At 67.5% G+C, this 21,537-nt stretch carries 19 protein-coding genes; 7 read left to right on the forward strand and 12 right to left on the reverse strand.

Annotated elements, in window-relative coordinates; translation table 11 throughout:
• Positions 1-26: 26 nt before the first annotated feature.
• Positions 27-869, reverse strand: a complete 843-nt coding sequence (locus NG1_RS11630) for a mycofactocin-coupled SDR family oxidoreductase (RefSeq protein ID WP_157113996.1) — start codon at positions 867-869, stop codon at positions 27-29.
• A 341-nt stretch (positions 870-1,210) separates the two neighbouring features.
• On the opposite strand from NG1_RS11630, the gene NG1_RS11635 reads away from it, so the two are divergent.
• The 3 genes from NG1_RS11635 to NG1_RS11645 all read left to right on the forward strand — a co-directional run bounded on the left by NG1_RS11635 (position 1,211) and on the right by NG1_RS11645 (position 5,342).
• Complete coding sequence (locus NG1_RS11635) at positions 1,211-2,020, forward strand: NAD(P)-dependent oxidoreductase (protein ID WP_062970056.1); 810 nt, start codon at positions 1,211-1,213, stop codon at positions 2,018-2,020.
• Positions 2,021-2,130: 110 nt separating this feature from the next.
• A complete protein-coding gene (locus tag NG1_RS11640; RefSeq protein WP_062970116.1) occupies positions 2,131-3,582 on the forward strand; it encodes a coniferyl aldehyde dehydrogenase in 1,452 nt (483 codons plus the stop codon).
• A gap of 89 nt (positions 3,583-3,671) precedes the next feature.
• Complete coding sequence (locus NG1_RS11645) at positions 3,672-5,342, forward strand: acyl-CoA synthetase (RefSeq protein ID WP_084498855.1); 1,671 nt, start codon at positions 3,672-3,674, stop codon at positions 5,340-5,342.
• 66 nt (positions 5,343-5,408) lie between these two features.
• Here the strand turns inward: NG1_RS11645 and NG1_RS11650 are convergent, their stop codons facing one another.
• Complete coding sequence (locus NG1_RS11650; protein WP_062970058.1) at positions 5,409-6,596, reverse strand: acyl-CoA dehydrogenase family protein; 1,188 nt, start codon at positions 6,594-6,596, stop codon at positions 5,409-5,411.
• A 199-nt stretch (positions 6,597-6,795) separates the two neighbouring features.
• Between NG1_RS11650 and NG1_RS11655 the strand changes: the two genes are divergently transcribed.
• On the forward strand, positions 6,796-7,305 hold the full coding sequence (locus NG1_RS11655; protein WP_062970117.1) for a DoxX family protein: 510 nt from the start codon (positions 6,796-6,798) through the stop codon (positions 7,303-7,305).
• Positions 7,306-7,321: 16 nt separating this feature from the next.
• Positions 7,322-8,836, forward strand: a complete 1,515-nt coding sequence (locus tag NG1_RS11660; protein WP_062970059.1) for a class I adenylate-forming enzyme family protein — start codon at positions 7,322-7,324, stop codon at positions 8,834-8,836.
• Positions 8,837-8,908: 72 nt separating this feature from the next.
• Here the strand turns inward: NG1_RS11660 and NG1_RS11665 are convergent, their stop codons facing one another.
• The 6 genes from NG1_RS11665 to NG1_RS11690 form a co-directional block, all read right to left on the reverse strand.
• Positions 8,909-9,331 (reverse strand): PaaI family thioesterase, encoded by a 423-nt coding sequence (locus NG1_RS11665; RefSeq protein WP_245659865.1) that lies wholly within the window; start codon positions 9,329-9,331, stop codon positions 8,909-8,911.
• Between the two features lie 113 nt (positions 9,332-9,444).
• The gene (locus NG1_RS11670; RefSeq protein WP_062970060.1) at positions 9,445-11,046 is read right to left on the reverse strand and encodes a class I adenylate-forming enzyme family protein; all 1,602 of its coding nucleotides are present in this window, start codon (positions 11,044-11,046) and stop codon (positions 9,445-9,447) included.
• Positions 11,039-12,637, reverse strand: a complete 1,599-nt coding sequence (locus NG1_RS11675; RefSeq protein ID WP_062970061.1) for a class I adenylate-forming enzyme family protein — start codon at positions 12,635-12,637, stop codon at positions 11,039-11,041. The genes NG1_RS11670 and NG1_RS11675 overlap by 8 nt, the downstream gene beginning before the upstream one ends.
• Complete coding sequence (locus NG1_RS11680; protein ID WP_062970062.1) at positions 12,634-14,115, reverse strand: class I adenylate-forming enzyme family protein; 1,482 nt, start codon at positions 14,113-14,115, stop codon at positions 12,634-12,636. Before NG1_RS11680 ends, NG1_RS11675 begins: the two co-directional genes overlap by 4 nt.
• On the reverse strand, positions 14,115-14,963 hold the full coding sequence (locus NG1_RS11685) for an enoyl-CoA hydratase/isomerase family protein (RefSeq protein WP_084498860.1): 849 nt from the start codon (positions 14,961-14,963) through the stop codon (positions 14,115-14,117). The genes NG1_RS11680 and NG1_RS11685 overlap by 1 nt, the downstream gene beginning before the upstream one ends.
• On the reverse strand, positions 14,960-15,763 hold the full coding sequence (locus tag NG1_RS11690; RefSeq protein ID WP_062970063.1) for an enoyl-CoA hydratase/isomerase family protein: 804 nt from the start codon (positions 15,761-15,763) through the stop codon (positions 14,960-14,962). The genes NG1_RS11685 and NG1_RS11690 overlap by 4 nt, the downstream gene beginning before the upstream one ends.
• 114 nt (positions 15,764-15,877) lie before the next feature.
• Here NG1_RS11690 and NG1_RS11695 point away from each other — a divergent pair, with 114 nt between their 5' ends.
• Together NG1_RS11695 and NG1_RS11700 are read left to right on the forward strand one after the other, a co-directional pair.
• Entirely contained in the window at positions 15,878-16,576 is a 699-nt protein-coding gene (locus NG1_RS11695; protein WP_062970064.1) for a hotdog family protein, read from the forward strand.
• Between the two features lie 54 nt (positions 16,577-16,630).
• A complete protein-coding gene (locus NG1_RS11700) occupies positions 16,631-17,530 on the forward strand; it encodes an enoyl-CoA hydratase/isomerase family protein (RefSeq protein ID WP_062970065.1) in 900 nt (299 codons plus the stop codon).
• Positions 17,531-17,621: 91 nt separating this feature from the next.
• On the opposite strand, the gene NG1_RS11705 is transcribed toward NG1_RS11700, so the two are convergent.
• The 4 genes from NG1_RS11705 to NG1_RS11720 all read right to left on the reverse strand — a co-directional run bounded on the left by NG1_RS11705 (position 17,622) and on the right by NG1_RS11720 (position 21,500).
• Positions 17,622-18,380, reverse strand: coding sequence for a TetR/AcrR family transcriptional regulator (locus NG1_RS11705; protein ID WP_062970066.1), 759 nt, complete (start codon positions 18,378-18,380; stop codon positions 17,622-17,624).
• A gap of 318 nt (positions 18,381-18,698) precedes the next feature.
• Positions 18,699-19,499, reverse strand: coding sequence for an enoyl-CoA hydratase/isomerase family protein (locus NG1_RS11710; protein ID WP_062970067.1), 801 nt, complete (start codon positions 19,497-19,499; stop codon positions 18,699-18,701).
• A 4-nt stretch (positions 19,500-19,503) separates the two neighbouring features.
• Positions 19,504-20,736 carry a CaiB/BaiF CoA transferase family protein gene (locus tag NG1_RS11715; RefSeq protein WP_062970068.1) on the reverse strand — a complete coding sequence of 411 codons (1,233 nt, stop codon included), beginning with the start codon at positions 20,734-20,736 and terminating at the stop codon, positions 19,504-19,506.
• Positions 20,736-21,500, reverse strand: coding sequence for an SDR family NAD(P)-dependent oxidoreductase (locus NG1_RS11720; protein ID WP_062970069.1), 765 nt, complete (start codon positions 21,498-21,500; stop codon positions 20,736-20,738). Before NG1_RS11720 ends, NG1_RS11715 begins: the two co-directional genes overlap by 1 nt.
• Between the last annotated feature and the right edge of the window lie 37 nt (positions 21,501-21,537).

The following is a 21,537-nucleotide window of genomic DNA, read 5'->3' on the forward strand; positions in this document are numbered from 1 at the left end:
GTAGATCCTTTCCGGGTGCCAGGAGATCAGTACTGAGTGGCGCCCATATCGATCGAGATCTGGGTGGCGGTGATGTAGCGGGACTCGTCACCGGCCAGCCAGCTCACCGCGGCGGCCACATCCTCGGCCTCGGCCACCCACGCGGGCAGGAACGGGGTGATCATGTGCGCCAGTTGCTGATTGGTTTCCAGCGCGTGCCCGAGTGCGGCGACCATGTCACCGCTGCCCATGGGCGTGTTCACCGCACCCGGGTGGACGCTGTTGACCCGGATGTTGTGCTTGCCGAGTTCGGCGGCCAGCGCGCGGGCCATGCCGGTCACCGCGTGCTTGCTGGCCGTGTAATGCACCATGAACGGCTGCATCTTCACACCCGCGGCCGAGCTGATCAGGATGATCGAGCCGCCGCGGCCGCCGTCGATGATGTGCTGGGCCCCGGCCACCACCGTGTTCCAGGTGCCGGTGACGTTGATGTCCATGACGTCGCGGAACGACTCGGGGGTGATCTCGTTCCACACTTGAGGGATGCAGATGCCCGCGTTGGCGACGATGATGTCGAGTCGGCCCAGCGCGGCCACGCCGTCGTCCACCGCCTTGCGCAGCCCGTCCAGGTCCCGGGTGTCGACGGTGGCGGTGATGATCCTGCGGCCGGTGGCTTCGACCAGCCGTACCGTCTCGTCGAAATCCTGCGGGGTTGCCGAATCGTAGGGAACCGCCGGGGGCAGCGGGCCCGCGATGTCGACGGCGATGATGTCGGCACCCTCGGCGGCCAAGCGCACTGCGTGAGCGCGGCCTTGCCCGCGCGCCGCGCCCGTGATGAATGCCACCTTTTCAGTGTGTCGGCCGGTCACGTGCTCTCCTCGTGCTGTCATAAAGCGAGTATCGCCGGTGGTGCCGGACAGCCGGACAAGATGTCCTGTTCCAGCGGCATCCGGTGTCGGAATTGCGTATCGTATGCCATATTGTAAATGCAACGGTAAGACGTACGCGCCGTAACCATATGGCGTCGGTGGACCGCGGCACAAGGGCGGCCGGGAGGTTCGGCCCTCGGGGCGGCTGTCCGGTTCGGAGAGGTGGATCGTGGGCCGTAGAATGCTGCGCCGGATGATGACCTCGCTGTTACAGTTGCGGTTACTGGATGAATATCTATTCGCGGCTTGCCGCGTCGTCGCCGGTGGCGGGACCGGGTTCATCGCGAGTGAGGAGTGCGCGAATGTCGCAGGTCGTCGGGTTCGTGGGAGCGGGCCAGATGGGCGAGCCGATGGTGGGCCGATTGGTCGCAGCAGGCCATCGAACTATCGTGTACGCGCGGCGAGAACCAGTGCGGGACCGCTTGCGGGCCGCCGGAGCGGACGTCGTGGACTCGGTGCGAGAGGCGGCGGCCTCCAGCGATGTGATCATCGTGTGCCTGTTCTCCGATCAACAATTGCGCGAGGTGCTCAGCGGGCCGGAGGGCGTGCTGGCGACGGCGCGCCCCGACGCGGTGGTGGTCTCGCACACCACCGGAGCGGTATCGACGATCAAGGATCTCGCCGCTGATCGCCCGGACGGCCCCGTCCTGCTCGACGGCCCGGTCAGCGGGTCGGCCGAGGACATCGCGAACGGTAGCCTGACGGTATTGCTCGGTGGGCCGCCGGAATCGGTCGAAGCCGTGCGATCGGTGCTGGCCGCCTATGCGAGCACCGTCATCGCGACGGGCGCGCTGGGCAGCGCGCTGGGCGTGAAGCTGGTCAACAACGCCTTGTTCGCCGCGAACGCGCAGTTGGTGGCCGTGGCCGCACAGGTGGGTAGGCAGCTGGGCATCGAGGAGGGTCAGCTGCTGGACGCACTGTCGGTGGCGAGCGGCAACAGCATCGCTGCCGATTCGATCCGGCGTACCGGTGGCTTCGCGAAATTCGAGAAACGTGCCGCGCCGTTCCTGCGCAAGGACGTCGCGGCCTGCTTGACGGCCACCGCCGAACTCGGCATCGACCTCGGCGGGCTGGGCGCCGCGATCGCCGACGGCCCGTTCGACCTGACCTGACTTCGCATCGGAGGCAATCGCCCATGGACACGACCACCGAAGAGCACGCCGAGGACGTCGCGGTCACCCGGCCGCACGGCACTACCACCGACCCTGCCGAGTTGACCGCGATCCTGGAACTGCAACGGCGGGCGTTCCTGCGCGACGGACCGCCGTCGGCGGAACTCCGGCGCGATCGGATCGACCGGCTGCTGGCCATGGTCCTGGACAACATCGACGACTTCGTCGAGGCGATGGCGCGTGATTTCGGCACGCGTTCGCGCACCGGCACGCTGTTCGCGGAGATCGTGGGGATGCTCGCCGCGTTCGAGCACACCCGCTCGCACGTCGCTCGGTGGATGCGCCCGGTGCAGGCGAGCCGGCTCTCCCGTCTGTACGGCATCCGCACCGAAGTCCGGCCTTCGCCGCTCGGGGTGGTCGGCATCATCGGCCCGTGGAATTTCCCCCTCCAGTTGGTCGTGGTGCCCGCGGCTTCGGCGTTCGCGGCGGGCAACCGGGTCATGATCAAGATGTCGGAGATCACCGCGCACACCGCGGAACTGACCCGGGCACTGGCCGCGGAGTATTTCGATCCCTCCGAACTGTGCGTGGTGACCGGCGGACCCGAGGTCGGCGCCGCCTTCACCCGGCTGCCGCTCGACCACCTCTTCTTCACCGGATCGACGGGCGTGGGGCGCATGGTGCAGCGAGCCGCGGCCGAGAACCTGGTGCCGGTCACGCTGGAACTCGGCGGAAAGAATCCGGTGGTGGTCGCATCGGACGCCGATATCGACCGCGCCGCGAACCGGATCGCTCGCGCCAGGATGGTCAACGGCGGCCAGGTCTGTGTCTGTCCCGACTATGTCTTCGTTCCCGAGGATCGCATCGATCGTTTCGTCGATGCCCTGCGCGCCCAACTGCGCGGGATGTTTCCCTCGATATCGGCCAACGACGACTACACCGCTTCTGTGGACGCGGCCAACTACGAGCGGGTGCTCGCTCTTGTGGAAGACGCCCGTGCCCGGGGAGCCCGGGTCGAATCGCTCGCCCCGGCCGGTGAGACGCTGCCTGATCCGGTCGCGCGGAAAATCGCGCCGACGCTGATCCTCGACGTCACCGACGACATGCGGATCGCCACCGAGGAGACCTTCGGTCCGGTCCTGCTCATTCGGCCATACGCGAGCATCGGCGACGTCATCGACCATGTCAACGCCCGCCCGTCGCCTCTGGTCGCCTACTGGTTCGGTCCGGACCGATCGGATTTCCGCCGATTCGTCGACGGCACCCGCAGTGGGGGAGTCGCGCGCAACGAATTCGCGATCCACATGTTCTCCGAGAACGCCCCGTTCGGCGGTGTCGGGAACAGTGGAATGGGCGCGTATCACGGAAAGACCGGTTTCGACACCTTCAGTCATATGCGCACTGTCGCGGCGACCGAACTGCCGTTCGCGATCACCGGCATCGCGGCGCCACCGTTCGATCGTAGGACCGCGAAACTCGTCGACCTGGTGCTGCGGGCCGCGCGCTGGCGTAACCGCCGGCGCGTGCGCAACCACGTGCCGCGGCGAGAACCCGCCGCCTGAGGCCTACACGACGGGCCGAGGCCCCCATCTGTTCCTGCTATGACCATGGCGCGTGCGCTGGGCGCGCCGCCGACAACCGAGGAGTCACGTTGTCCCCATCAGCGACCGGATCCGATTCGGCGCAATTCACTCTCGTGGGCGCCGTCGACGCCGCTGCGGCGGCGCTGCCGGATCGGGATCTCATCATCCAGGGCGAGCGGCGGCACACCTACGCTCACATCGCCGAGCGGTCCAAGCGGCTCGCCGCCTACCTGCACGCCCAGGGACTGGGCTGCCACACCGAGCGCGCGGAGCTCGCGGAGCACGAGGTCGGCCAGGATCTGCTCGGCATCTACGCCTACAACGGCAACGAGTACGTCGAGAGCATGATCGGGGCGTTCCGCGCTCGCGTCGCGCCCTTCAATGTCAACTACCGTTACGTCAAGAGCGAACTCCAGCACCTGCTCGCGGACGCGGGCGCGACAGCGCTGGTCTATCACGCGACGTTCGCGCCCAGAGTGGCCGAAGTGCGATCCGAACTGCCCCACCTGCGGGTGCTCATCCAGATCGCCGACGATTCGGGCAACGAATTACTCGACGGCGCCGTCGATTACGAAACGGTGATCGCCTCCACCGAACCGGTGGCGCCGCCGGTGACGCCCTCGCCCGACGACCTCTATGTCCTCTACACCGGGGGCACAACGGGAATGCCGAAAGGCGTGTTGTGGCGCCAGAACGACATCTATATGGCGGCGTGTGGCGGGCGCGACGTGAACAGCGGCACGGCGGTGCGATCCTACGAGGAGATCGGTGCCCGAGCCGCCGAGAACCCGGGCGTCAAGCTCATGCTCCTGCCGCCGCTGATCCACGGCGCGGCCCAATGGGCGGTGCTGACCGCGATGACGACCGGCCAGTCCATCGTGTTCTCCCCGGTGGTCGACCGCATCGACGGTGCGGAGATCGTGCGGACGATCGAGCGCGAGCGGGTAGCTATCGCGATCGTGGTGGGTGATGCCATGGCCCGGCCACTGCTCGCCGCGGTGGAATCGAAGATCGCCGATGTCTCGTCGCTGGCCGCGCTCGCCAACGGCGGCGCGGTGCTCACGCCGAAGGTCAAGCAGCAGTGGATCGAAGCGGTGCCCGGCCTGGTGGTGCTGGACGGCGTCGGGTCGTCGGAAACGGGAACCCAGCTGCATCACGTCTCCGCAGCGGGCTTCGTCTCGACCGGCACCTTCTCGGCGGGTTTGGACACCCGCGTGGTCTCCGAGGACTTCAGCGCGGTGCTCGAGGCCGGTCACGAAGGTCTCGGCTGGCTGGCGAAACGGCAATACACGCCACTCGGTTACAAGGGCGACCCCGCCAAGACCGCCGCGACCTTCCCCGTCATCGACGGAGTGCGATACGTGCTGCCCGGCGATCGCGCGCGTCACCTCGAGAACGGAACCATCGAACTGCTCGGCCGCGACGCCGTGACGATCAATTCCGGCGGCGAGAAGATCTTCGCCGAGGAGGTCGAGATGGCCCTCGCGTCCCATCCCGCGGTCGCCGACGTGCTCGTGGTCGGCCGTCCGAGCGAGCGCTGGGGACAGGAGGTCGTCGCGGTGGTGGAACTCGTGGAAGGCGCCACCGCCGATGCCGACGAGCTGGTGGGACACGCCGCGCAATCCATCGCCCGGTACAAGCTGCCCAAGGCGGTCGTCTTCCGCCCTGCCATCAGCCGCAGCCCCGCGGGCAAGGCCGACTATCGCTGGGCTCGCGAACAGGCCGTGGCCGAACACTGATCCGGAACGCCCTCGGGCGGCGCTGCTCGCAGCTGCCGCCCGAGGGCGTGGCGTGCCGAGGTCTGGTTACTTCGCGGCTCGCCCGGCAGCCCGGACCAGACCGCCTCCGATGATCAGCCGCTGGATCTCGCTGGTGCCCTCGTACAAGCGCAGCAGCCGGACGTCCCGGTAGATCCGCTCCACGGCCACATCGCGCATGTATCCCGTGCCGCCGTGCACCTGAACCGCCGAATCGGCCACTCGCCCGGCCATTTCGGTGCAGTAGAGCTTGGCCACCGAGGGCGCGATGCGCCGGTCCTCGCCGGCCACCCATGCTCGCGCGGCGTCGCGCACCAGTGCGCGGCCCGCCATCACCCCGGTCTGCATATCGGCCAGGTGCGCCTGCACCAGTTGGAACCGCCCGATGGGCGTGCCGCCCTGTGTGGCCGTCGCGGCATAGGCGACGGATTCGTCGAGGGCACGCTGGGCGGTACCCACGGCGAGCGCCGCGATATGGACGCGACCCCTGGCCAGTGAAGTCATGGCCGCGCGGTATCCGATGTCCTCGTTTCCACCTACGAGCGCTTCCGCGCCGACGCGGACGTCACGGAAGTACACCTCAGCGGTCCACGCTCCCTCTTGGCCCATCTTGCGATCCTTCGGACCGATCTCGACGCCGGGAGTGTCGGCGGGAACCAGGAAGACCGAGATTCCGGCGCCGTTGTCGTCGGCCGGGCGGGTGCGCGCGAAGACGACGAACAGATCGGCGACCGGCGCGTTGGTGATGAATCGCTTCTCGCCGTTGATGATCCAGCCCGCTTCCGACTCGACCGCCGTGGTGCGCAGCGAAGCCGGATCGGACCCCGCGCCCGCCTCGGTCAGTGCGAACGACGCCACGACGGCGCCCGAGGCGATGTGCTCGAGCCATCGGGACTTCTGCGCCTCGGTGCCGAAGCCGACCAGAACCTGGCCCGCGATTCCGTTGTTGGTGCCGAACAGGGAACGTAACGCGAGGGTGGTGTATCCGAGTTCCATGGCAAGTTCGACGTCCTGAGCGAGATCGAGGCCGAGCCCGCCCCATTCCTGGGGTATCGCGTAACCGAACAGTCCCATGGCCTTGGCCTGTTCGACGATCTCCTCCGGCATGGTGTTGCGCTCGGCGATCTCCCGCTCGCGCGGCATGACGGTATTTCGGACGAAAGCCTTGGTCTGGCTCAGTATTTCACGGAAATCCTCCGCGGTGACCACATCGGCTGCGGTGGACGTGTTCGTCATGGCAGGGCCTCCTCGTTCACGGCGATCCACCGCCGTCGTGCTCGTTGTTTCGCGCGGGCGAGAGGGTGTCCTCCGTGCGTTCGCTTGACCACGCGCTGAGAATAGCTAACATTACTGTAATGCTAGCGGTATGGAATACGGCAGTGGCTTCCGGAGCTGTGCGCACCGTGCGGACCACGCCGGATGGGGCAGCGTGCCGATGACTGCGTACGACGCCGGAGTGCTAATCCTACGGGTGTGTCTCGGGCTCACCATGGCAGCGCACGGGTACAACAAATTCTTCGCCGGCGGACGGATACCGGGTACGGCCGCCTGGTTCGACGGCATCGGGATGAAGCCGGGCATCGTGCACGCGCGCCTTGCCGCGGGCAGCGAGATCGGCGTGGGTATCGCGCTGGCCGCCGGCTTGTTCACTCCGGTCGCGGCCGCGGGTTTCGTCGCCCTCATGCTGGTGGCCGCCTGGACCGTGCACAGGTCCAACGGGTTCTTCATCGTCCGTGAAGGATGGGAGTACAACTTGGTGCTCGCGGTCGCCGCGGTGAGCGTGGCCACCCTGGGGCCGGGGCGTGCCAGCATTGATGAGCTGATTCTCGGCACGGACCGGGTGGATGGCTGGTGGGGCTTCGCCATCGCTGCTGGACTCGGCCTCGCGGCCGGCGCGGGTCAGCTCGCGCTGTTCTATAGGCCACCGGCTCCCAGCGAGTCCTGAACGAGCGGGGAATCCGATGTCGACCCCGGAGCGCGGCGAGAATCGTGACGCCGCAACTCGGCTCGTGGCGAGGCTCGCCGATGGCCTCGCTTCCTACGGCGAACGACCATGTATCGAATTCGAGCGGAGATGGTATTCGGGCGACGAGGTGACCGCCTATATCCATCGGATCGCGGCGGCACTCGAACACGTCGGCGTGCGCCCGGAGGAACCGGTCGGAATCGTCGTGCGCAACCGGGTGCCACATGCGGCCGCGGGCCTGGGATTCCTCACCGAGCGCCGTTCGATCGCGATGATCAACTCCTATCAGTCTCCGGCAGCCATCGCTCGTGACATCGAACAGTTGCGGCTCGGCGCGGTGGTCGCCGACCGGCAGGACTGGACGGCTCCGGTCGTGTCCGCATGCGCACGGGCCGGCAGCGCGGGAATCGCCGTGGCGATGGATACGCCGGCGGTCGAGACGATCGTGACCGGCGACCTGTCGAAGGTTCGGGACGCGCGCGCGGTGCCGGCCGTGCCCGGTCTGCACATCCTGACCAGCGGAACCACCGGACCGCCCAAGCGGGTGCCGATTCCGCTGGCCGCCCTGGAGCACACGGTCCGCACCATGACCGGCGGCGTGACCGAGGCGGACCCGGACGATCCGCCGGAGTTGGTGTACTGGCCTTTCGGCAGCATCGGCATCTGCCAATTGCTCGCCGCGCCGTTCCTCGGCAAGCGGATGATCTTGCTCGAGCGGTTCACCGTCGAAGAATGGGTGCACGCGGTCAAGACCTATCGGATCCCGCGCGCCGGCGTGCAACCGACGATCGTGCGCATGCTGTTGGAAGCCGACGTGCCGCCCGAAGACCTGGCCTCACTGGAGTATCTGCCCGGCGGCTCCGGTCCGCTGGAACCGGAACTGCGCGCGGAATTCGAGCGCCGCTACGGCATCCCCTTGCTGTGGGCCTACGGTGCGACGGAGTTCGCGGGTTCGGTCTGCGCGTGGACGCCGGAACTGCACGAGCGATTCGGTGTGGAGAAGGCGGGCAGCGTCGGGAAACCGCTACCGGGTGTGCGCGTGCGCATCGTCGACGCCGAGACCGGAGCGGAGGTGGGCGCCGGTACACCGGGACTGCTGGAGGCCGAGGTGGCCGCGCTCGGCTCGACCTGGGTGCGCACCACCGACGTCGCGTCGGTCGACGTCGACGGCTTCGTCACGGTGCACGGAAGGGCCGATGGCGCGATCAATCGCGGTGGTTTCAAGATTCTGCCGGAGACCGTGCGCGCCGCGCTGCTCACCCATCCCGCGGTCCGGGATGCCTGCGTCGTCGGCGTCACCGATCGCAGACTGGGGCAGGTGCCTTTCGCGGCGGTGCAGCCGCGTCGCGGAATGCCGCTGCCGTCGGAGTCGGAATTGCTCGAACTCGTGCGAGACCGGCTGCCCGCGCACCATGTGCCCGTCGCGATAGCCGTCGTCGACGACCTTCCGCGCAACGCGGCCTTGAAGGCGAGGACGGACGCGGTAGCAGCGTTGTATCACCGGGGATGACGTCCTTCTCGGGACGAGGAACGACGTCGGCCCGATCCCTGAGGATCGGGCCGACGCGTCGGTGTGGCTCGGCTAGGAGTTCGCCGATACCGAGCCGTCCGTCGCGAAATCCACGGTCGCGAAGTTGACCGTGGCGAGCGCGGCCAGCGTGTCGTCCGGCGCGCTGAGCACTTCGACCTGGACGACGATGGACCGTTTGCCGGCGTGCACGATCCTGCTCACCGCGCGCGCCACGCCGCCGGTGATCGGACGGAAGTACCGGACGCTGAGATCCGAGGTGACCACACCCGCGTTCGGGGGCCGGGTCTCCAGGGCCAGGGTGCCCGCCGCGATATCGGCGAGTGTCGCGATCAACCCGCCCTGTAGTCCACCGGAGGTGTTGACCACGTGGGGTGCGACCGGAAGTTCCCAGACCAGCGAACCCTCGGCATCGAATTCCTTGCGGAATCCGATGTGGTCGAGGAGTCCGCTGATCTCTCGAAGGGATGTCATCATGTCCGCTCACTTCGTCGCCGCGGTATCGGAGTTCGATACGAAACCATTACTGTAATACTTTCAGTATATGGCGGTGAATGGAATTCGCCCAGGTGTTGCGACTCACATCCGCTTCACTCGGACGTCGATTCGGCCGCATGACCTTTGCGGGACAACAGATCGCGTAGAGCGACGATGTCGACCTTCCCGGTCGAGCCACGGGGAATGCTCTCGTCGGAGTCGAGCAGCAGCCAGACGGTCGGAATCTTGAACGAACTGAGCGACTCGCGCACCGCGGCACGCAGATCCCGCGCGGAAGCGGATCCGGAGCACACCACGGCGGCCGCCACCTGAGCGCCGCGGCCGAGGTCGACGTCGGTGACGAAGGCGCCGGTCACCCCGTCGACACCGCGCAACGCCTTCTCCACCTCGCTCGGGTACACCGTCGCACCGCTGATCTTGACCATGTCGTCGGAACGGCCGTGATAGAACAGGAATCCGGCGGCATCGAGCCGTCCGAGGTCACCGGTGCGGTAGTAGCCATCCGCCGTCAGCAAGTCCTCCCGGGTTCGCCGGCACATCCCGCGCAGGATGTGCGGACCGCGGAGCTGGATCTCCCCGATCGATCCCTCGGGTACGGGTGTCCCGCAGGCAGGATCGGTGATGCGCACTTGCATGCCGTCGAACGGCCGACCGCAGCTGCCCGCCGCGGAGCCGGGCATGTCGGTGTCGGCGGGGTACCCGCAATAGGGCCCGAAGGATTCGGTCATGCCGAACAGGTTGGCGCGGGCGCCGGGGCGGGCGCGGTGCGCGGCAGGCAGCAGCGCGTCCAGACTGCCCGGCCGCAGCGCGGAGAGGTCGGCGCCGACCGTCTCCACCTGGCGCGCCAAGGCTTCGGCCTGGTCGGGCCAGCCGCGGAACAAGGTGACTCGTTCACGCTCCAGCAATCGGAGTGTGGTCTCCGGCCGGGGTAGCTCTTCGGTCACCAGTGTCGCTCCGGCCAGCAGCGCCGACAGCACGCCACCACCGAAACCCCCGACCCAGAAGAAGGGCATCGGCAGATACAACCGGGTGTCACCGTCGATGCAGCGGGCGCGTAGCCCGGAGCGGACCGCGCCGAAGGCGCTACCGTGCGAGTGGATCACCCCTTTGGGCGTGCCGCGACTACCCGAGGTGAACATGATGACCAGCGGATCGGCGGCGGTGACTGTGCGGGCCGAGTGCACAGCAACCTCGACCGCTTCCTCGCCGACGGGAAGCGAGGTCGCCTGCTCGACAGTCCAGATCCGTCGCAGCGCGGGCAACTCGGGATGGTGGATCGGCCCACCGGCGACAGCGGGCAGACCGAGGCTGCGGTGCAACCCGTCGTGATAGCGATGGCCACGGAATTCTTCGGTCGCGATCAGGTATTCCACGGCGGCCACCCGCAGCTGCGGGATCAGTTCGGGCGTCTTCAGGAGGGTACTCAGCGGCACGAGCACAGCGCCGATGCGGGTGAGCGCGACCGCGATGCGTACCCATTCGATCCCGTTGGGCATGATCAGGCCGACGCGAGTTCCTTTACCGATACCGGCCTCCACGAACGACGCTGCCAGCCGGATCGTCGTGGTGTCGAGTTCGGCGTAGGTCATGCGATCGGCCGGATCGATCACCGCGGGCGTCGGCCCGTCGTGGACGGCGCGCCGGCGTACCAGTTCATCGACGGTGCGCGTGAACGTCGCGACTTTCTCAGGCATCGAACAACTTTCCGAGTCGTTGGACATCGATCTTGCCGCTGGACAGCAGGGGGACATCGGAAGCGGTGACGGAGACGAATCGCTTGGGTATCTTGTACGCCGACAACTCGCTCTTCAGTCTCTCCCGCAGGTCGTCGGCGTCGACAGCGGCTGCATCGGCCGTCACGAGCACGGCGGCGACGACTTGCCCGCGGTCCGGATCGGGGAGCCCGATCACATGCGCGGCGGAATCGGTGATCCTGGTGATGGCCTTCTCGACTTCGGCGGGAGAGACGTTCGCACCCGCGGTCTTGATCATCGATCCTTGTCGGCCGAGGTAGTAGACGAATCCGTCGCCGTCGACGCGGACCAGGTCGCCGGTGTGGAACCAGCCGTCCGGATCGAAGCACTCCTCACGGCTGCGTTTGTGATAACCCTGCATGACATACGGCCCCCGAATGCACAACTCACCGATCTCTCCGCACGGCACCTCGACGCCCGCGTCGGGGTCGACGACGCGGATCCCGAAGCCGGGAGCCGGTTTCCCGAACGACCCGCGCCGGTGTTCGGGCTGGTCACTCTCGTCCCCGCTCAAGAGCACCACGCCGCCCCCCTCGGTGATCCCGAGCATGTTGTGGCGCAGTTCGGGATCGCTGGGGCGCAGTTCCTCGGGCATGATCGCGTACAGGTTGCCGCGCCGGATGCTGGACAGATCGCGTTCCGCGAAACTCGGGTCCCGGGTGAGGTGCGCGATCGACGCGGCGAATCCGTTGGCAACGGTCGGTTTCTCGGCCTCCAGCAGATCGAGTGCCGTCTGTGGGTCCGCATTCGAGCAGACCAGCGTCGAGCCGGCCACCAGGGTCGAGAGCAGGCCGAAGGCGAATCCGCCGATCCAGAAGAACGGCGAGTTGCAGAACAACACGTCCGACTCGGTCAAGCCGCGGATGCCGTTGAGCTCGCGCTGATGTGCCAGCAGTGCGCCATGAGTGTGCACGACGCCCTTGGGGGCGCTGGTGGTCCCGGAGGTATAGATGATGGCGAGCGAATCGGAACCGTCGACATCGTCGTCCATGGCCTCGAGCAGCGCCTCGTCGACCGCGTTCGCCAGCTGGTCCAGACCCGCGATATCGCGGACCCGGCGGCCGGTGCCGTCGCCGTAGCTGATGGCTAGGTGGCGCAGTTGCGGTACGCCGCTGCACAGCAGACGTCCGCCCGTGCCGAACTTCGAGGCGCTGAGCACCTCGGTCAGCCGATCGACGTAGTCGTGTGAGCGAAAACTCGCGGCGGCCAGGAGAATTCGAATATCGGCGTCGACGAGTTGCTGACGTATCTCGCGGGCCGTCGCGAAGGTCGAGAAAGGCACCACCACCGCGCCGATGCGTGCCGCCGCGAGGGCGCCGACGACGAAGTCGACTCCGTTGGGATAGAGCAGACCGACGTGTGTGCCTTTACCGGCGCCGAGGGCGATGAGTCCGCGCGCCAACCGGGCCGAGCGCCGCTGCGCGGAGGCGTAGTCGAGGCGCTCGTCGTCGCAGACGAGCAGCGGCTGTCCGGGACGAGCCTCGGCCTGTTCGCGCAGTATTCGTGCGACGGTGAGTGCGCCGGCGGTCATGAACGCCTCGGGGCGGATGTGGTGACGACGCCGAAGTGCCGTCGGACCGCGGACAGGTCCGCCTTGCCCGACGGGGTGCGTGGAATCGCGTCCACGACGGCGATGTCGGTGGGAATCTCGTAGCGGGCCAAGCGCGTGCCCAGGTACTCGACCAGTTCGCCGACGTCGAATCGGCGGTCCGCGCGCAACTCGACCATCGCCACCGGTGTCTCGCCGAGACGCTCGTCGGGCCGGGCGACGACGGCGGCGCCGCGAACGGCGGGATGCTCCTCGATGGCGGCGCGCACGTCGTCGGGCATGATCTTGAAACCGCCCCGGATGATGGCCTGGTCGGCGCGTCCCAGAATCCACAGGAATCCGTCGGCGTCGATCCGGGCGATGTCTGTCGTGCGTATCCAGTCCGCGTTCGGCCCGAGCTGACCGGGTTTCACCTCGAGCAGACCGGGCTCGTCCGCGCCGAGTACCGTGCCGTCGTCGCCGACCACGCGCAGGCTCGCGCCTCCGCTCGCGCGGCCGACGCTGCCGCGCTTGGTGTTCCAGAACCGTTGATGGTCGGGAAGCGTCCAGCCCGCGACTCCGCCGCCGAATTCGGTGGCCGCATAGGAGGTGAGGACCGGAATGCCGAACTTCTCCTGGAAGGCGTCGGCGTCGGCGGCCGAGAGCGGGGCGGTCCCCGAGGTGACCACCCGGATGCTGTCCAGATCCTCCTTGCTCAGGTCCGAATGCAGCACCATCCGCAGGGCCGCCGGTACCAGCGACACCGCACCCGGACGATGCGTACGTACCGCATCCGCCCAGCGCCGAAGCTCGAATCGCGGCAGGAAGACGAACGGCCTGGCTTCGGTCACGCACTGCAGGATGCGGAAGACGCCACCGATATGGACCAAGGGCGCGTTGACGATCGCGACGCCGCGGCGGGGAGCGGCCGGCGCTGTCGCGTGCTCGGGATCCGTGCCCATCACACTGCGGGCCAGCATGTCGTAGGTGATGTCGATCCGTTTGGGCGGCCCGGTGGTTCCGCTGGTCAGCATCCGGACGGCTACTCCAGGCATCGGTGTGCCCGCGTCCCGCGCGGGTCCGCTCGGGATCGGCGCGGAGTGCAAGTCCGTGATCGTCAGGGCCGCGGCGTCCGGTGCGACCAGTGATGCCAGATCGTCGGGCCCGCCGATGATCATCGGCAGCCCCAGCGCGGCGATATCGGATCGCGTGCGGTCGTCGCCGCGTGCGGGATTGATCACGACGACGGTGCCGCCGGCGAGCAGTACGCCCAGGAACGCCGCCACGTGTTCGGGGCGATTGCGCAACAGGATGCCCACCTGGCACGGCGTCGCCACCTGTCCGCGAATCCGGTGCGCTGCCCCGGAGATCTCCCCCCAGGTGCGCCAGCTGCCGTCGAATTCGACAGCGCGCGAATCCGGCGAGAGATCGAGGACGTGGGCGATGCGCCTGCTCAGCGGATGGTCATGGGTCTCGGTCATCAACGGATCCTCGGTTCGGTGGGAAGTCGCCTGTCGTCCGCCGCGGCAGCCAGTTCCGCCTTGGCGAGCGGATTGCCCAGACGGGTGTAGATGAGGCCGTGGTCGAGCGCGGCCCGGTAAGGCTTGTCCAGCGATTCCCAGATCGCTTTGACGGTGCCCTGCGTGGCCGTGGGCGGTTTGGCCGCGATGGTGGCGGCGATGGCGTGCGCGCGGGACCAGAGCTGTTCGCGTGCGACGACTTCCGACACCAGGCCGATCCGAAGCGCCGTCTCGGCGCCCACGCGTTCGTCGTTGCCCATCAGCGCGATGCGCAGCGTCTCGCCGAGCCCCACCCGGCGCATGAGCCCGATCGGCTCGAGAGCGCAGACGAGTCCGGCCGAGACGTGGGAGTCGAAGAAGGTGGCCTCCTCCGAGCAGATCACCACATCCGACTCGTTGACGAAGTAGAACGCGCCGGCCGTGCACATCCCGTGGACCGCGCACACCACCGGCTTCCACATCTTCTGCCACTTCGGGCTCAACGCCTCGCCGGGATCCTCGTGATGCCAGATTCCGGCGGGCTGACCGTAGGGGACCTTCACATCGAGTCCCGCGCTGAAGGCGCGCGAACCTGCCGCACGCAGGACGACCGCGTTGACCGAGTCGTCGAGCCTGATCCGGCGCCAGGCGTCGCGCACCTCTTCGCACATGGTGCGATCGAACGCGTTGAGCCGCTCCGGACGGTTCAGGGTGAGGGTGGCAACGCGGTCCGTGCTGTCCACGTCGAGCAGGATGGTGCGGTACTCGGAGTGCGTCGCGGCGTCGGAGCTCGACGGCGATTCCGAATTCGTCGGCACTTCGGCGTTCATCGGCACTGCCAATCCGGGGTCCGCTTTTCGACGAACGCCCGAGGTCCCTCGAGCGCGTCCTCGGTGCGGGTCACTCGTTCGCGGAACGACTCGGCCAGCATCTCGGCCTCGTGCAGTGGCACATCGAGTCCCTTGACGATGGCCAGCCTGGTGCCCCGGACCGCGAGGGGGGCATTGGAGTTGAGGATGTCGCCGATCTCGTGGGCCCGCTCGAGCAGGCGCTCGTGCTCCACCACCTCGGTGACCATGCCCAGCTCGTAGGCCCGCTGGGCGCTCATGCGCTCGTGCTTGCCCATCAGCGCCATGCGCAGGGCCACCGACCGTGGCAGCACGCGGGCCAGGCGGACGACTTCGCGCCCCGCGACGAGTCCGATGCTGACGTGCGGGTCGAAGAAGGTCGCGCGCTCGGAGGCGATGACGATATCGCCGGTCGTGACCCAGTCCAGTCCCGCGCCGCAACATATTCCGTTGATCGCGGCGAGGATCGGTTTGGTCATGCTGCGGAAGGGTGGTGTGCCTTCCTGCGGAGCCTCCCATTGTTCGTAGGTCGACAGGTACGGCCGTTCGTTGACCACCTTGCCGTCGCCGGGAATCGCTTTGACATCGGCGCCGGTGCAGAAGGCGCGACCGGTTCCGGTGACGATGAGCAGCCAGACCTTGTCGTCGTTCTCGGCCTCCTCGTAGGCGGCGCGCAGTTCGGTGATCATGTGCGGGCTGAGCGCGTTGAGGGCAGCGGGGCGGTTCAGGGTGATGGTGGCCGTATGCCCGTCAACCTCGTAGCCGATGGTGTCGAACGGCATGCTTGTCCTCCTGGGGCGGGGCGGGGCGTGGGCCATACTGTTATGTGTACAGTAGACAATACCGTCAGCTCGTCTGCCAAGGTGGCGTCGAGTACCGACGAGGAAAGAGTTGTTATGGCCGAGAACGGGAACTCAGCTACGGATGACGCGGCGGTCGACGCCGGGCCGCCGCTGCGCTTCGGCGACATCCCGTTGCCGCAGACCGTCGCGGCGGCCGCGGCGATCCGCCGGATCAGCGGCCTGCTGCTGTCGCTGGAGAATCCACATCCGGCCGTGGATACGATGCTCGCCAGGATGGCCGAGTGGGAACTCGCACTGGCCGCCGCGGTCCCGCCGGATCCGGCGCCGAGAGTGGGCGCCGACGCCGACGCGTTGTCCCGTCGCGTCTATCTGGACCACGCCTTCGATATCGGCGCTTTCAATCCCTGCTTTCCCGAGTACGTCTTCGACCACATCGGCGCCGAGTCGGCCCGGGGCCGCATCACGTTCCCGCTGGTGCACGAGGGGCCGCCCGGTCTGGTGCACGGCGGATTCCTCGGCGTCTTCTTCGACGCCGTGGTCCAGCACCAGAGCTGCGCGGCCGGCCTGTCGGGTAAGACGCGGTCGATGGACATCACCTACCGCCGCCCCACCCCGATCCTCGTCGAGCTGGACTTCGACATCACGCGCGCGGTGCAGGAGCGGGGGATCGAATCGACCGCCCGGTTGCTGCGCGCCGGCGAGGTGCTGTGTTCGGCAGTCGTGCGGACGGTGGCCGTCCCGCCGGACCGCCTGACCACCACGCGCTACGGCGAACGCACAGCGCGCATCTGACCAGTTCGAAGGCTCCCGCGCACAATCCCGTGAACGAGAAGGAAGAGACATTCGATGACCAGTTCCAGCGCCGCCGACGGCCGCGTGCTCTACGAGGTCGATCCGGACCGCAGGATCGCCACCGTCACACTGAACAATCCCGCACAACGCAATTCCTATGACGCGGCCATGCGCGACGCTCTCGCGCGCTACCTGGACGAGGTCGCCGAGGACGACGACATCACCGTCGTGCTGCTGCGCGGGGCCGAGGGGGTGTTCAGCACCGGGGCCGATATGAACAACGCCTACGGCTGGTACGGCGAACGTGCCGCGGGCAACGGCGATCGCCCCGCCAAGAGCAGGCCGAGCCAGCGTCGTCGCCTCACGGTGGACCGGAAGTCCTTCGGCTTCTATCACAACTTCATGGGTTTTCCGAAGGTCACCGTCGGCGAGATCAGCGGCTACGCTCTCGGCGGCGGCTTCGAGATGGCATTGATGACCGACATCTCGGTCATCGCCCGGGACGCGCGGATCGGAATGCCCGCGACGCGGTTCCTCGGTCCGGCGCTGGGCAGCCTGCACATGTTCTTCCATCGGCTCGGTCCGGTGCTCGCCCGCCGAATGCTGCTGACCGGGGATATCGTCGAAGCGAGCGAGCTGGAACCTCTCGGCGTCTTCACCGAGACCTGTGACCCGGCGGCGGTGACCGCGCGTGCTCGTTACTGGGCCGAGAAGGCGGCGAAGATGCCCGCCGACGGTGTCGTCATCGCGAAGGAGGCGTTCCGGCTGGTCGAGCAGAGCCAGGCTTATCAGGGCGAGGAGGTGGCCAGCTATATCTTCCACGCCTTCGGCACCAATCTGCAATTCGCACCGGGGGAATTCAATTTCGTGAAAACCCGGGCCGAGCACGGTACCCGGGAGGCGTTCCGCCTGCGCGACGAGCATTTCCATGTGCCGGAGCCCGACCTGAGTTGAACCGGTAGCCGAGAAACGTATCGAGGGGCCGACGCGATCGCGTCGGCCCCTCGAGCTCGGAGTAACCTGGTTTCTACAATGAGTAACTGAGTTACTTGTTGGCTGCCGCCGCCTTTTTGGCAGTTCGGCGTGGCGCGCGCGGCTTCGCCTTGTCGGCCTCGATGAGCGAACTCGCGCGATCGAGGATGCATTGCAGGCCGTATTCGAAATTGCGATCGTCGGGAGCGCCGGACTTGCGTCCCTTCGACATGGCCTCGGCGAGGAGGGGAGTGGTCTCCGGTTCGATGAGGATGTCATCGTAGTAGGCACCTCCCTCGGCGTCCTGCTCCTTGTTCTTGTCGTAGAGCCGTTGCAGGACGACCGACCCGCGGATGTGCAGATTCAGCGCCGAATAGGTATCGAACGCATCGTCCACCGACAGGCCTGCCTCCACCAGGCTGGCCACCGCGTGTTCCATCTGTCGTGCGCCGAGTTGCGCGGCGTGCGGGCTGAGCGCCGACCTGATCAGAATCAGGTCGCACAGAATCGGATTGCCGAGAAAGACACTGCGCATGGTGCGCGCATGATTGCTCATGGATTCGCGCCAGTCGCTGGCCTCGACGAATGGGGTGGCGAAGACATACCGGCTCAACGCCCGGTCGGTCATCGCGTTGAGCAGATCGTCCTTCTTGCGGAAGTACCAGTAGATACTGGTGACACCCACGTCGAGGTGCTTGCCGAGCAGCGGCATGCTCAGTCCGTCGATCGACACCTGTTCGGCGAGTTCGAACGCGCCCTCGATGATGTCCTCCGGATTGAGAGAACCACGCTCGCGCCTGGGCCGCTTCGCTGCGGCGCTTCGTTTCGTCATTCCCGGTCCCACTTCCGTGATAGGTCCACTTACCTGAACACGAACACGTCACTTCAGGTCCAAGCCGATGAGCCTGCGCTGAAATCCAGTCCGCGAAAGGTGATCCGAGCGACCATCAGTCGGGCTGAAAGTAGCACGGTAAATCGTACCACGGCCGTTACTGTCGGTACGATTCGTCGCCCTGTTCCGGGGTTGGTTATGTCGGTGCTTCCGGTGCACGGGTGCCACGCATATTCAGTTCGAAGTCGCGCGGGTCACACTTTCGGTGATCGCTCCTCGAATTAACCCGTCCGCGATGACGCGGAATTCCGAGTTCCGTTACCCGCCTGTGCCCCAGGTGCCGGTGAAGACCGGAGCACGCTTCTCGGAGAACGCCGCGAAAGCTTCCAGGACGTCACGTCCGGACAGGTTGATCGTCTGGGCGCGTGCCTCGTCGGCGAGAGCGTCTCGCATCGTGTGGTCGGTGCCGTCGTTCAACAGCGCTTTGGTCTGCGCCAGCGCCGTCGGTGGTCCCGCGGCCAGCCGAGCCGCCAGATCGGAGACGAAGGTGTCGATGTCGTCGTCCGGTTGGACCCAGGTGACCAGGCCGAGGGAGTGGGCCTCCGCCGCGCTGATCATCTCGGCGAGGAAGGCGAGGCGCTTGGCCTGCTGCAGACCGACCAGCTTGGGCAGCAGCCAGGAACCTCCGCAGTCCAGCGAAAGCGCCCGGCGACTGAAGATCTGGCAGAATCTCGCCTCGGGGGTGGCGACCACCAGATCGCATCCGAGGGCCAGATTCCATCCGGCGCCGGCCGCGACGCCGCGCACTTTGGCGATAGTCGGCACCTGCAGATCGTGCAGACGCAGGACCGCCTCGTTGATGGCGCGCATATCGCGGCTGGGATCGGGGAATTCGGCGACATCCGCGGCGTCGGAGATGTCCGCGCCGGAGCAGAACGCGTCGCCCGCGCCGGTCAGCACCAGCGCGCGGATGTTCTTGTTGTAGGTGGCGTCGTGCAGTGTGTCGCGCAGCGCCGCCCACATCGCCATCGTTATCGCGTTCTTGCGGTGCGGGCGATTGAAGGTCAGGGTGCGGACAGCGCCCACATCCTCGATGAGAAGGGGTGACTCGTCGGTCACGGGTTCATCCTTTCGTCTGCGCCGTGTCGGCGGCGGACCCTATCGCGCCCGATGCGCGGAATCCGGCGATCTCCGTGTCGCCGAATCCGGCCTCGGTGAGCACGGCGCCGGTGTGGTCACCGAGATCGGGAACCGAGCCCATGGGAGGGTCGTAGCCCGCGATGATCGGAGGTGGCAACAGCGACGGCACCGAACCGGCGGGGGTGTCGACGCGACGCCAGCGATCGCGCGCCGCCAGATGCGGGTGTGCGTTCACTTCGCTCGGCGTGTTGTAACGGGAGTTCCCGATCCCGGCGGCGTCGGCGCGGTCCTGGATGTCGGCCAGATCATGCCGTGCGCACCACTGCGCCAAAGCCGCGTCGAGTTCCGCGCGGTGCCGTACGCGATCGGCATTGCCCGCGTAGGCGGGATCGTCCGCCAGATCCGCTCTGCCGATGAGTTCACGGGCCAGACGCTGCCATTCTCGGTCGTTCGTCGTCCCCAGCACCACCGTGCGGCCATCGGCGGTGGCGTAGGCCCCGTATGGGGCGACCGCGGGTGAACTCATGCCGAGGGGCTGCTGGTCCACGCCGGTGTGCCTGGTGTAGGTCAAGGCGTATCCCATCAGCTCCACGGCGGTGTCGAAAAGGCTCACCGAACCCGTCGACTGTGCCCCGGGCGCCGCGCTCCGCTTGCCGTGCAGCATCGCGAGAATGGCCAAGGCCCCGTATAAGCCCGAGCACACATCGGCGATCGGCGGGCCCGGCTTCGCGGGCGCCCCCGGGCCGCCGGTGACCGCGCAGACTCCGGCCTCGGCCTGGATCAGTAGGTCGTAGGCGCGCTTGTGCGACAGCGGACCGCCCGCCCCGTAACCGTCGATCTCCAAGACGACGACCTCCGGATGACACCGGGCGAGATCGTCCGGTGCGAGGCCGAGCGCGGCGGTCGCCCCCGGCGCGAGATTGGAGACGAAAACGTCGGCGCGGTCGAGCAATCGGTGCAGAATCATCAAGCCATCGGGATGCTTCAGATCGAGTGTCACCGACTCCTTCCCGCGATTGGCCCAAACGAAATGCGCCGCGAGCCCGTGGACGACATCGTCGTAGTGGCGCGCGAAGTCGCCGCCGCGCGGATGCTCGACCTTGATCACCCGCGCTCCGAAATCCGCCAGTGTCCGTGTGCACATCGGGGCGGAGACGGCCTGCTCGAGCGATACCACGGTGATACCCGCGAGCGGACCCGCCGGAGGTTCACCCATCACATCACCAGGCCGCCGTCCACCGGCAGTACCTGCCCGGTGACGAACGAGGCGGCGTCGGAGGCGAGGAAGACGAAAGCTCCCGCGACCTCCTGTGGTTCGGCCCAGCGGCGCATGGGAATCCGGTTCAGCATCTGCTCGGCGAATTTCGGATCGGTGCGGATCGTGGCGGTCATCGGCGTGGCCGCGGCGGGCGCGAGCGCGTTGACGGTGATCTGCTTGCGCGCCAGTTCCCGTGCCAGTGATTTCGTCATCCCCACGATGCCGGACTTGGCCGCCGAGTAGTTCACCTGTCCGAGCGTGCCGACCAATCCCGCGGACGAGGTCACGTTGATGATGCGGCCGGTCCCGTCGGTCGGCAGATACGGCAGTGCGGCCTGCGCGCAGCGGAACGCGCCCAGCACGTGGATATCGAGCATGCGCAGCACCGAGTCCTCGGTGGTGGCGCTGAACATGGCGGGCTCGGTGACTCCGGCGTTGTTCACCACGATGTTCAGCGTTCCGCCGGTCAGCTCCGCCGCGGCCGCGGCCGCCGCATCGGCGGCGGACCGGTCCCGCACATCGAGCGCGGCGGCGGAGGCCAGCCCGCCGTCGGCGACGATCTTCTCCGCCGTGGCCGCCGCGGCCGCCCCGTCTACATCGGTGACGAGCACCGCAGCGCCCTGCGCCGCCAAGGCGGCGGCGACTGCCGCGCCGATTCCGGCAGCGGCGCCGGTGACCAACGCCGAACGGCCGGTGAGATCGAAGATATTACGGTCGGTCACAGCTCTCCTCGGAGTCGGAACCTACGGTGGCGGTGCG

It is taken from the genome of Nocardia gamkensis NBRC 108242 (assembly GCF_001612985.1).
GTDB classification, from domain to species: domain Bacteria; phylum Actinomycetota; class Actinomycetes; order Mycobacteriales; family Mycobacteriaceae; genus Nocardia; species Nocardia gamkensis.